The sequence below is a fragment of the Allobosea sp. Root483D1 genome, from assembly GCF_001429505.1.
In the GTDB taxonomy this organism is placed as follows: Bacteria; Pseudomonadota; Alphaproteobacteria; order Rhizobiales; family Beijerinckiaceae; genus Allobosea.
Map to the genome: position 1 here is coordinate 602,967 of NZ_LMJW01000020.1, position 11,736 is coordinate 614,702.

An 11,736-nucleotide genomic window follows, 5' to 3' on the forward strand; every position below is an offset into this window, starting at 1 on the left:
CATATCCGGATATGGCTGTTACCGACGGTTTCCCTACGAAGCAGACGCTCACTTCACCAGGAGCCAGTCCTCGACCACGAGCGCATCCAGTCCGCTGGTATAGAACATCAGGATCGCGTCCTCGCTGCTGTGCAGGATCGGCTTGCCCATGATGTTGAACGAGGTGTTGAGGATCACCGGCACGCCGGTGAGCTCGTGGAAGGCGGTGATCAGCGCGTGATAGCGCGGATTGCGTTCGGCCGTGACGCTCTGCAACCGCCCGGTCGCGTCCTCGTGGACGACGGCGGGAACGCGATTGCGCGCCGCCTCCTTCCAGGTCAGCGTGCGCTCCATATAGGGCGAGTCCTGGTAGTTCTCGAACCAGTCGGGCCCATGCTCGGCGAGGATCGAGGGCGCGAAAGGCCGGAAAGCCTCGCGATACTTCACCTTGGCGTTGAGCAGGTCCTTGGCGTCGGCCGGGCGCGGATCGGCGAGGATCGAGCGGTTGCCGAGCGCGCGCGGCCCGAACTCGGCGCGCCCCTGCGCCCAGCCGATGAGCTTGCCTTCGGCCAGGAGCTTTGCCGTCGCGGCGATGATCTCGTCGGGCGAGAGCTTGCGTAGCCTGGGCTCCCAGGCCGCCATGCGCTCGAAAGGTTCGGTCGAGAGCCTCGAGCCGAGATAGGGGCTCATCGGCCCCTTCGGCGCCCTCCAATCCGGATTCGCCTCGGCATGCGCGAGCCAGGCGGCGCCGATGGCGTTGCCGTCATCGGCCGGGGCGGAGGGGACATAAACCTGCTTGAAGCCGTGGCGGCCGACGATCTTGCCGTTGAAGGAGGAGTTGAGCGCGCAACCGCCGGCGAGCACGAGGTTTTCCGATGGGCAGAGCGCCGCCGTCTCGGCGAGCAGCGCCTCCATCATCTCGGCGAAGACATCCTGGCCGCAGCGCGAGAGATCGGCCCAGCCCTTGTCGAGCGCGTCGGCCGGACGACGGGCGAGGATGTCGGTGGCGACCTGCTGGACCGTCGCTGCGTCGGCGAAGGTGAGCTTGGTGCCCTCGACGCGATAGAGCTTGCGCAGCAAAGCCAGCAATTCGGGATCGCTTTTGCCATAGGGCGCGAGCCCCATGATTTTCCATTCCTCGCCCTTGGCTTGGTCGAAGCCGGCGAGGTCGGTGACGAAACCGAAATAGAAGCCGATCGATTCGCGGCCGCGATGGCGCTTCAGCTCGGTGAGACGACCGTCCTTCAGAGCGAAGATCGCGGAAGCGCCGGTCTCGCCCATGCCGTCGACGACGAGGCAGGCGGCGTCGCGGAAGGGCGAGGACCATGAGGCGTAAGCCGCATGGCTGAGATGATGGCCGTAGCGCTTGATCCCCGTGACCTTCGCCTCGCCGAAGGCGCGGTCGAGTCCCAGCAAGGTGCCAAGGCCGGCGCGCTGCTGTTGGTGATGCAACGAGGCGATCAGGGCGCGCTCGCTGCGCTCCGGCACGAGGGAGCGGTTGAAGGCGGGCGAGAGCTTGAGCAGCGCGTCGATGCTGAATGAGCCGGCACGGCTCATCTGGTCGAGGAAGCCGGTGAACTCCTCGCCCCAGCTGGTCGCGAGCCTGATCTGCGCGCCCTTCGGGATGTAGCGCTTGAGCAGGCTCTCCATTCGCACCGCCGTGTCCGGCTCGCAGTTCGGCGCTCGCTTGTACTGCAAATAGCGCTCGGTCGCTTCGGCGAACAGGACCTCACCGCCGGGATCGATAATGGCGATGGCCGGGTCGTGGAAAGTGGTGGCGAGGCCGATGGTGTAGCTCATGGCCGGCAGCGTATGGAGCAGCCGGCCGGCCATGGCAAATGTTGCAGATCGGTGACGCCGGTCGCGGCGTCAGTCGATCATTTGGCGAAGGCGATGCTGTCGGCGATCGCCTTGATCGCCGACTCGAGCGAGGGATACGTCGCTTCGTCGGCGCTGACGATCATACGCACGAAGCGACCATCGGCACCCAGGCCCATATACTGGGCGAAGCGCTTGCGGGCCGAGCCCTCAGTGATCGTGCCCGACAGCATCGCGCCGTCCTTGCTGCCGGCGAAGGCGACGGTGTCGCGCTTGGTGATCTCGGCCTTTTCGAAGCCGCGCGTCGTCTGCAGCAGCTTCTCGCCCACGGCGGCGAGCTGCCCGGCGGCGACCTGGCCACCGGTCTGGTAGCTGACGATCAGCATGGGCTGCGAGCCCTTGGGATCGACGTTCAGCGGGCCGGAGGTCATCAGCACGCCGAGGCCGCCGAAGGTGTCGACGACGCGGAAAGGCTCGCTGGCGCGGACGCGGAAGGGCAGCGCCGCGAGCTTCTGGTCGAGGGTCGGCTCGGCGCCGAGCGAGACGCTCTTCAGCATGGTGACGACATCATCGCCGTCGAGATCGGAATCCTCCGGTGCCTGCACCGTGATCATCACGGTCTTGGCGCCCTTGAGCAGCACGATCCATTTGTCGAAGGTCGTGCCGGCGACATTCTGCTGGCCGGTGAGGATGCGGCCTTTGCCGCCGGCCGTCTCGATGTCCTCGGCCTCGTCGATCACGATGTTCTGCTTGGCGAAGTTCGCCTTGGCGGTATCGGCGTTGCCGAACAGGGTCGACAATTGTGCATGCGCCTCGGGCGGCATCTCCACCACCAGGACCGAAGCCTTGGCCTCGGCATGCTCCAGGCCGGCGAACTTGGCCGAGGGGGCAAAGCCCTTGAGAGGGGTCAGCGAGACCGTGGTGCCGGAAATCGCGGTGCGCTCCTGCGCCGAGGCGCCGGTCGCCAGCCCGGCGACGAGCATGCAGCCCATCAGGAGATGAAGGGCGCTTCGGCCGGCATCCTGTGCCGCCCGTCTGATGGTCGTGATCATAAGCTCGCTCCGCTCGCAAAAACAGGCCGCCATCGCTGCGCTAAGGGCTGACGCAGCGGTCGGCTATCCCTTTTGTGAAGGTCAGGGCCCTGTTCGACGAGAGGGATACGCTTGGGTCAGCGGCGGCCGATCGCGGCGGTGATCATCGCCTTGGCATCGGCGCCCGCCCATTCTGCCGGGCCCTGGAGCAGAGCGAGCTCGCAGCCGGCAGGGTCGATCAGCAGGCTGACCGGCATGCCCTCGACCTTCTTCACGGCGCGGATGTCCTGGAAGACCTTGGCCTGCGGGTCGGCATAATAGGCGAGGCGCGTGATGTTCTTGTCGGCCAGCCATTTCTTCGGCTTGTCGGGATGGCGCGTGTCGATGTTGATCGCCACAACCTCGAAATCGGGGCCGCCGAGCGCACCCTGGAGCGCATCGAGCGCCGGCATCTCGGTGAGGCAGGGCAGGCACCAGGTCGCCCAGAGATTGACCAGCACGGTCTTGCCGCGGAAGGCCGAGAGGCTCATTGGCTTGCCGTCGGGGCCGTTGAAGGCGAGATCAGGCAGAAGCGCCGGCTGCTTCGCAACCTCGACGGCGGCGACCTCGCCCTTTGCGAGGGGACGCAGTATCTCAACCTTTGCCGCAGCTGCGCTGCAGACGGAATTGCCGGCTGCGCCCCGTACGGAGTAGAAGGCCGCAGCGCCGCCGAGCACCAGCAGCGCCAAGGCCCCACAGGCTAGCATCCGGCTATGCTTTCGAAACATCATAACCGAGCGCCAAGCTCCTTGTTTTTACGCAATTCCGAACGCAAAACCGCTGCGCACTTTTGCTGGAATTGCTCTAGCGCCATTTTCGACCGAGACGTCATCGTGCGTCCTTGAAGAGCAGGAAAGACCGCCGTGAGCAACCGCATGTGGGGTGGGCGTTTCGCCACAGGTCCCGACGCCATCATGGAGGAGATCAACGCCTCCATCGATTTCGACCAGCGCCTGTGGCGCCAGGACATTCGCGGCTCGCTCGCTCATGCCGCCATGCTCGCTGAGACCGGCATCCTGACGAAAGACGACGTGGACGTCATTTCAGCCGGACTCAAGGGCATCGAGGCCGAGATCGAGGCCGGATGCTTCACGTTCTCGCGCGCGCTCGAAGACATCCACATGAATATCGAGAGCAATCTCAAGGAGCGGATCGGCCTTGCTGCCGGGCGCCTGCACACCGCCCGCTCGCGCAACGACCAGGTCGCGACCGACATGCGGCTGTGGGTGCGCGACGCGCTCGACCAGCTCGACGAGCAGGTTGCCGATCTCCAGCTCGCTCTGGCCGAGAAGGCTGATATCCATGCCGGCTCGGTGATGCCCGGCTTCACCCATCTGCAGTCGGCGCAGCCGGTCACCTTCGGCCATCACCTGCTCGCCTATGTCGAGATGCTGGCGCGCGACCGCAGCCGGCTCAGGGATGCGCGCGAGCGGATGAACGAATGCCCGCTCGGCGCCGCCGCGCTCGCCGGCACCTCCTTCCCGATCGACCGGCACATGACCGCCAAGGCGCTCGGCTTTTCCCGGCCGACGGCGAACTCGCTCGATTCGGTCTCGGATCGCGATTTCGTGCTGGAGACGCTGTCGGCCGCCTCGATCTGCGCCATGCACCTGTCGCGCCTGGCCGAGGAGATCGTGCTGTGGGCGACGCCGCAATTCGGCTTCGTCAAGCTTTCCGACAAGTTCTCGACCGGCTCCTCGATCATGCCGCAGAAGCGTAATCCCGACGCCGCCGAGCTGGTGCGCGGCAAGGCCGGGCGCGTCTTCGGTGCGCTGCAGGGCCTGCTGACGATGATGAAGGGCCTGCCGCTGACCTATTCGAAGGACATGCAGGAGGACAAGGAAGGCACGTTCGACGCGGTGCAGACCCTGTCGCTCTGCCTTGCCGCGAGCGCCGGCATGGTCCGCGACATGCAGCCCGACCTCAAGGTGATGAAGAAGGCGGCCGGGCTCGGCTATGCCACCGCGACCGACCTCGCCGACTGGCTGGTGCGCGTGCTGAAGATGCCGTTCCGCGACGCCCACCATGTCACCGGCCGGCTCGTCGGCATCGCTTCCGCCAAGGGCGTCGGGCTGGAGAAGCTCTCGCTCGCCGAGATGCAGGAGGTCGAGCCGAAGATCAGCGACGAGATCTTCGGCGTGCTCGGCGTCGAGCGCTCGGTCAAGAGCCGCACCAGCTATGGCGGCACCGCTCCCGCCAATGTGAAGCGGCAGGCCAAGCGCTGGCTGAAGCAGCTCGCCAAGGACGGGACCCGTCATGCTCGGGCTTGACCCGAGCATCTCCTGAGCGAGATTCTCGGGTCTGCGCTGCGCTCCGCCCGAGAATGACGCCCGTGAGGCTCGCAAGCTTGCACGCCATTCGCTACACTCGCACCGAAGCTTCGCCTAAGGATCATCGTTCGTGCCGCAATCCCGCCTGAAATTCGGCCGCACCGTGCTGGTGGTCGGCGTGCTCGGCCTCGCGCTTGCGGCTTGCGGCCGCCGCGGACCGCTGGAGCCGCCGCCGAACGCCAAGAATGCGATCGACCTGCCGGATAAGCAGACCGGTGCGGTCGAAGACACGTTCAACTCGACGGAAGCTTCGCCGCTCGGCAAGCCGCCGAAGCGCAACAAGGCGATCGAGGTTCCCGAGAAGCCCTTCGTGCTCGACCCGTTGCTCTGAGCGTCCGATGCATCACTTCGCCTACCGCGACGGCGCGCTCTTCGCCGAGGATGTCGACCTGCGCGAGATCGCGGAGAAGGTCGGAACGCCGGTCTATGTCTATTCCTCAGCGACGATCGAGCGCCACTACCGCCTCTATGAAGCGGCGATGACGTCGACCACGCCTGGCAAGCCGGCGCATGTCTTCTATGCCATGAAGGCGAACAGCAATCTCGGCGTGCTGAAGACGCTGGCCGCGCTCGGCGCAGGCGCCGATACGGTTTCCGAGGGCGAGATCCGTAAGGCGCTCGCGGCCGGCTTCCCGGCCGACAAGATCGTCTTCTCCGGCGTCGGCAAGGCCGAGAGCGAGCTCGCTTTTGCCGTCGAGGCCGGCATCTTCCAGGTCAATATCGAGACCGAAGGCGAGCTCGACCTGCTGTCGAAGGTGGCGCAGCGCCTGGGCAAGCGCCAGGAGGCGGTGTTCCGGGTCAATCCAGATATCGGCGCCGGCGGCCACGCCAAGATCACCACGGGCTCCTCGGCCAACAAGTTCGGTGTCTCCTTCGAGGAGGTGCACCGGCTCTATGCCCGCGCCGCCAATATGGCGGGCGTGCGTATCATGGGGCTCGCCGTGCATATCGGCAGCCAGATTCGCGAGACGGAAGCGTTCGAGGCTGCATACGCCAAGATGCGCGATCTCGTGCTGGCGCTGCGCGCCGAGGGACACCGCGTCGACCGGCTCGACCTCGGTGGCGGGCTCGGCATCCCCTACGAAGTCCCCAGGAATTTCGACCATGGTCCGGGGCTGATCGAGGCCTATGCCGCGATGGTCGCCAAGCTGATGCAAGGGCTCGATGCCGAGCTCGGCTTCGAGCCGGGCCGGCTGATCGTCGGCAATGCCGGCGTCCTCCTGACCAAGGTGCTCCACCTCAATCCGCGCCCGACCAAGGAGTTCCTCGTCGTCGATGCGGCGATGAACGACCTGCTGCGGCCGGCGATGTACGAGGCCTATCACGAGATCTGGCCTGTAGAAGAGCCGGCTGAGGGCGCAAAGACGATCGCTTACGACGTCGTCGGGCCGATCTGCGAATCAGGCGACACCTTCACTACCGGGCGTGAACTCTCTGAACTGAAGCCCGGCGACCTCATCGCCTTCATGACTGCCGGTGCCTATGGCGCCAGCATGTCCTCGACCTACAATCAGCGCCCGCTGGTCGCCGAAGTGTTGGTGAAGGGCGACAAGTTCGCGGTGACGCGGCCGCGCCAGACCTATGAAGAGCTGATCGGCACGGATCGTGCACCGCCTTGGCTGCCCTGACGACGCTTCACAATAAGCGGAGCGCCTGTGGGCTCGGGCGCCTAGGTGCTGGTCACGCCACATTCCCGTGCTAGCCTCTTTGCTCGATCGATGAAGCCAGGAGAGGCGCCGCGGGGGGCGGCCCGGAGCATCGGATGAGCGAAACACCGCGCCGGACGGCGCTCGACCCAGTCCAGACGATCCGCAAGAGGCTGGAGCGCCTCACTGCGGCATCGCGGCTATCGCTGGCCTGGGAGCGCATCTGGCCGAAGCTGTGGGCGCCGCTGTGCGTCGTCCTGCTCTTCCTCGCCGTCTCCTGGTTCGGGCTCTGGCTGCATTTGCCCTGGTGGGGGCGGGCCGCCGGCTCTGCCATCTTCGCTTTGGCGCTGCTCGCAAGCTTCTGGCCGGCCGTCACCGGCCGCTGGCCGAGCCGCCGCGAGGCACTGGCCCGGCTCGACCATTCCATGGACGGCGCGCATCGTCCGGCGACCGCGCTCGAGGACACGCTCGCCGTCGGCGGTAAGGACCCGGTCTCGCAAGCGCTGTGGACGCTGCATCTGCAGCGCCAAAGCGCCCATGTCGCGGCGCTGAAAGTCGCGCCGCCGCAGCCGCACATGGCAGGGCGGGACAAGCGCGCGCTGCGGGCGGCGCCATTGGTCGCGGCCGTCGCCGGTTTCTTCGTTGCCGGGCATGAGGCCCTGCCGCGGCTCGCCGCCGCCTTCGACTGGCGCGGGCCGGCATTGGCCGCCGCCGCGGTCCGGATCGACGCCTGGATCGACCCGCCATCCTATACGCGCATGCCGCCGATCCTGATCGACTTCGCCAGACTCGCCAGCCCGAACTTCAACGTGCCCGAGAAGTCGACGGTGGTGGTCCGCATCGCTGGCAAAAGCGGCATGGATGTCGCGACCACCGGCCGGCTCGATGCCGTGCCGGCCGAAAGCAAGCCCGGCGAGGTCAAGCCAACTGATGCGAAGGCCGTGCCGGCGAATACCGTCGCGGTGACGGAGAAGCGCTATCTCGTCGCCGGCGACGGCACGTTGCGGATCACCGGGTCGGGTGCGCCTGCCCAGACGCTGAGCCTGCACGCGATCATCGACCAGAAGCCGGAGATCGCCTTCGTCGAACCGCCGAAGGCGGTCAGCGGCGTGCAGGGCGGGCTTGGGATCAGCTACCGCGCCAAGGACGATTACGGCATCGCCTTGGCCGAGGTGCTCGTCTCGCGCGTCGCTCCGCTTGCGGGCGGCCGCTCGCTGGTCGAGGCCCCGAAGCAGGTGCTGCCGGTGCCGTCCTCCGGCTCCGGCGAAGACGAGATGAAGAGCACGGTCGACTTCTCGGCCCACCCCTGGGCCGGCGCCAAGGTCAATATGAGCCTGCTGGCGCGCGACGAGACCGGACAGGAGGGGCGCAGCGAGACCGTCGAGGTCGTGCTGCCGCAACGGACCTTCACCAAGCCGCTGGCCAAGGCGCTGGTCGAGCAGCGGCGCAAGCTCGTCATGGACGTCGACAACCGCAGGAAGGTCCAGCTCGCGCTTGACGCGCTGCTGATCGAACCCGACCGCTTCATGAAGGAGACCGGCGTCTATCTGGGCATGCGCATGATCGGCGAGCGGCTGCGCCGCGCCGCCAGCGACGAGCAGCTCCGCGACGCCGCCGAGATGATGTGGGCCCTGGCGCTGCAGCTCGAGGATGGCGACCTCTCGGATGCGGAAAAGGCGCTGCGGGCCGCGCAGGAGAACCTGGCGCAGGCGCTGGAGCGCGGCGCCTCCGAAGAGGAGATGAAGAAGCTTACCGAGGATCTGCGCCGCGCCATGGACCAGTACATGCGCGAGCTCGCCCAGCAATGGCAGCGCCAGCAGCAGAATGGCGAGCAGAACCAGGCGCAGATGCCGGAGAATTTCCGCACGGTGACCCCGCGCGACCTGCAGAACATGCTCAACCGCATCGAGGAGCTGACCAAGCGCGGCGACATGGCCGAGGCGCAGCGCCTGATGGAGGAGCTCAACAATCTCCTCAACAATCTCAAGACGGCGCGCCCCGGCCAGCAGGATCCGCGCCAGCGCGAGATGAACCAGGCGCTCGGCGATCTCGACAAGATGACGCGCGAGCAGCAGCAATTGCGCGACGAGACCTATCAGCAGGACCAGCAGCGCCAGAACCGCGCCCAGCGCGGTCAACGCCCCGGCCAGCAGCAGGCCCGCCCGGGCCAGCAGGGCCAGCGCCAGCAAGGGCAGCAGGGACAACGCGGGCAGCGCGGCCAGCAACCCGGTCAGCAGCCCGGCGAGAACGGCGAAGAGGGCGAAGGCGAGGACGGCCAGAACGCCGAAGGCGGCCAGGGCCAGGGTCAGGGCCTGTCGCAGCGCCAGCAGGCTCTGCGCGAACGGCTGCAGGACCTGCAGCGGCGGATGCGCGGCATGGGCGCCGATCCCGGCGAGCTCGGCGAGGCCGAGGACGCGATGCGCGAGGCGGAAGGCCAGCTCGGCCAGGGCCAGGACGGGTCAGCGGTCGACTCGCAAGGACGGGCGCTGGAAGCACTGCGCAAGGGCGGCCAGAATCTCGCCCAGCAGATGCAGGGCGAGCCCGGCGAAGGCGAGGGTAACGACAACGCCTATGGCGATCCGGATGGACGCCCGGCGGGGCGGCCCTCGGCCCAGCAGCGTGACAACAACGATCCGCTCGGGCGGCCGCAGCGCCAGCGCGATTGGGCCGATGGCCGTGTGCGTGTGCCCGGCGCCGACGAGAGCGCGACGCAGCGGGCGCGGCGCATCCTCGAGGAGCTGCGCCGGCGTCTCGGTGACCCCCTGCGCCCGACCGAGGAACTCGACTATCTCGAGCGCCTGTTGCGGCGGAATTGACGAAAGGCCGCGCCGGGCGCGGCCTTTCTCTTAGGGATCACCCCGCCCGATTACCCGAGACGACGGCGAGCGCCGCGATGAAGCGGTCAAGATCAGCCTCAGTCAGATAAGGCGCGGGCGAGATGCGGATGGTGTTGCCCTTGGCGATGCCGCCGCGGCGCACCGTCATCACCTTGTGCTGGTCGCGCAGCGCCGCGACGACGGCGTTGCAGTCGGCGGCCGAGCGCTTGCCCGTCAGGGCGAAGGAAGTGATGCCGGCGACCATCTCGGGATCATCAGGCGTCTGGATCTCGACGCCCTTGAGTTCGCGCGCCTTTGCGACCCAGTAATTGCGCAGATGCCGGTAGCGCGCCTCCTTGGCCTGCGGACCGACCTCCTGATGGAGGGCGAGCGCTGCGGGAACGGCGAGCTGCGCGGCGAAGTTCGGTGTGCCGGTGTGGATGCGCGAGCGGACATCGTCCGGCTTGAAATCCTCGTCGCCGTAATGGGTGTCGATGTCGGCCAGCCGCTCGCGGGCGATGTACATGACGCCGACGCCGAGCGGCGCGCCGATCCATTTGTGCAGGTTGAAGCCGATGAAATCGACGCCGAGATCCCTGGCCTTGAAGTCGACCTGGCCCCAGCTATGGGCGGCGTCGAGGATGACGTCGATGCCGCGCGCCTTCGCCATGGCCGCAAGCTCCCTGACCGGCATCATCAGCCCGGTGCGGTGGCTGATATGGGTGAGCAGCAGCAGCTTGGTCTTCGGATTGGCCTTGAGCGCGGCCTCATAGGCTGCGAGCACGTTGGCCTTGGTCGCCGGTTCAGGGATGTCGAACTTCGCGACCTCGACGCCGCGCCGGTCCTTCAGCCAGTTCATGGCGTACTGCATCGAATCATAGTCGAGATCGGCATAGAGCACACCGTCGCCGGGTTTCAGCTTGTTGTAGCCGGCGATCAGCGTCTGCAGCGCTTCGGTCGCACCGCGGGTCAGCGCGATCTCCTCGCGGGCGACACCGAGGAAGCCGGCGACGGGCGTGCGGACCTCGTCGAGATCGTTGCCGATCTTGGTGCGGGCGTAGACGGTGTTCTCGAAGTTCACGAAGTCGGTCAGGCGCTTGTATTCGGCCTTCACCGGCTCGGCCATGATGCCCCAATAGCCGTTCTCCAGGTTCACCATGTCGGGCGTGACGCTGTAGAGGCGCCGGACCGAATCCCAGTAGCCGGTGTCTGTGCCGAGGCCATTGGCAGGCAGCGGCGGAAGCGAGCGGGCGAGGGCGGGAGCTGCCGCAGCCGCGAGTGCGGCGGTGCCGAGGCCAGCGAGCAATGTGCGGCGGCTGAGAGCGGTCTTGTCGGTCATGGCGGGCTTTTCCTGTGTTGGTGGCCCTCGCTAGACCCGGGCTGTTTCAGGGCCATGACGGCTTCAGGGCGAACTTATCCCCGCGCCGCGAAACCGGTGCATACTCGTGCAAAAGCGCAACAGGAGTGCCGCCATGTCGATGCAGGGATCGCCAGCCGAGGAAGCGCCAGTCGAGGAGCCGCAGGTTCCGCGGGTGCCGGATCTCGCCGTCACTGTCGCGCGGCTCGCGCGTTTTGCGCCGATCGGCAAGGCCGAGATCATGAACAACATCGCCCTGCATTTCGATCGGCTCGCCGCCGAGGCGGACCTGACGACGCCGCTCCGCGTCTGCCATTTCCTGGCCCAGGCGGCGCACGAGACCGACCGCTTCCGCACGCTCGAGGAGAAGGGCGGGAAGAAGCAGTTCGCCAAGTACGAGGGCCGTGCCGATCTCGGCAACACCGAGCCCGGCGACGGCGCGCGCTATCACGGCCGCGGTATCTTCCAGCTGACCGGGCGGGCCAACTACAAGCGCATCGGCCGGGTGCTGAACATCGATCTGGAGGGGCGGCCGGAACTGGCGCTCGATGCGCGCATCTCGGTGCAGATCGCCTTCGCCTACTGGCGCGACCGCAAGATCAACGCCGCCGCCGACCGCGACGACGCTGCCCGCGTCACCCAGTTGATCAATGGCGGCGTCAACGGCCTCGCCGATCGCCGGCAATTGCTGACGATGGCGAAGGGGATCTGGTTCTAATC

Annotated in this window: 9 protein-coding genes; 5 read left to right on the forward strand and 4 right to left on the reverse strand. The window is 67.1% G+C overall.

Going from position 1 to position 11,736, the window contains the following annotated elements:
- Positions 1-48: 48 nt before the first annotated feature.
- From ASE66_RS21445 to tlpA, 3 genes are all read right to left on the reverse strand, one after another.
- On the reverse strand, positions 49-1,779 hold the full coding sequence (locus tag ASE66_RS21445; RefSeq protein ID WP_057191947.1) for a carbamoyltransferase: 1,731 nt from the start codon (positions 1,777-1,779) through the stop codon (positions 49-51).
- 77 nt (positions 1,780-1,856) lie between these two features.
- Complete coding sequence (locus ASE66_RS21450) at positions 1,857-2,849, reverse strand: hypothetical protein (RefSeq protein ID WP_057191718.1); 993 nt, start codon at positions 2,847-2,849, stop codon at positions 1,857-1,859.
- Positions 2,850-2,965: 116 nt separating this feature from the next.
- A complete protein-coding gene (tlpA, locus tag ASE66_RS21455) occupies positions 2,966-3,574 on the reverse strand; it encodes a thiol:disulfide interchange protein TlpA (protein WP_244495008.1) in 609 nt (202 codons plus the stop codon).
- A 156-nt stretch (positions 3,575-3,730) separates the two neighbouring features.
- Here tlpA and argH point away from each other — a divergent pair, with 156 nt between their 5' ends.
- The 4 genes from argH to ASE66_RS21475 all read left to right on the forward strand — a co-directional run bounded on the left by argH (position 3,731) and on the right by ASE66_RS21475 (position 9,659).
- Complete coding sequence (gene argH / locus ASE66_RS21460) at positions 3,731-5,137, forward strand: argininosuccinate lyase (protein WP_057191720.1); 1,407 nt, start codon at positions 3,731-3,733, stop codon at positions 5,135-5,137.
- Positions 5,138-5,267: 130 nt separating this feature from the next.
- On the forward strand, positions 5,268-5,528 hold the full coding sequence (gene lptM, locus ASE66_RS21465) for an LPS translocon maturation chaperone LptM (RefSeq protein WP_057191721.1): 261 nt from the start codon (positions 5,268-5,270) through the stop codon (positions 5,526-5,528).
- A 7-nt stretch (positions 5,529-5,535) separates the two neighbouring features.
- Entirely contained in the window at positions 5,536-6,825 is a 1,290-nt protein-coding gene (gene lysA, locus ASE66_RS21470; protein ID WP_057191722.1) for a diaminopimelate decarboxylase, read from the forward strand.
- 134 nt (positions 6,826-6,959) lie between these two features.
- Positions 6,960-9,659, forward strand: coding sequence for a TIGR02302 family protein (locus tag ASE66_RS21475; protein ID WP_057191723.1), 2,700 nt, complete (start codon positions 6,960-6,962; stop codon positions 9,657-9,659).
- Positions 9,660-9,696: 37 nt separating this feature from the next.
- Here the strand turns inward: ASE66_RS21475 and ASE66_RS21480 are convergent, their stop codons facing one another.
- Complete coding sequence (locus tag ASE66_RS21480) at positions 9,697-10,998, reverse strand: aminotransferase class V-fold PLP-dependent enzyme (protein WP_057191724.1); 1,302 nt, start codon at positions 10,996-10,998, stop codon at positions 9,697-9,699.
- 133 nt (positions 10,999-11,131) lie between these two features.
- On the opposite strand from ASE66_RS21480, the gene ASE66_RS21485 reads away from it, so the two are divergent.
- Positions 11,132-11,734, forward strand: a complete 603-nt coding sequence (locus ASE66_RS21485; RefSeq protein ID WP_057191725.1) for a glycoside hydrolase family 19 protein — start codon at positions 11,132-11,134, stop codon at positions 11,732-11,734.
- Positions 11,735-11,736 lie beyond the last annotated feature (2 nt).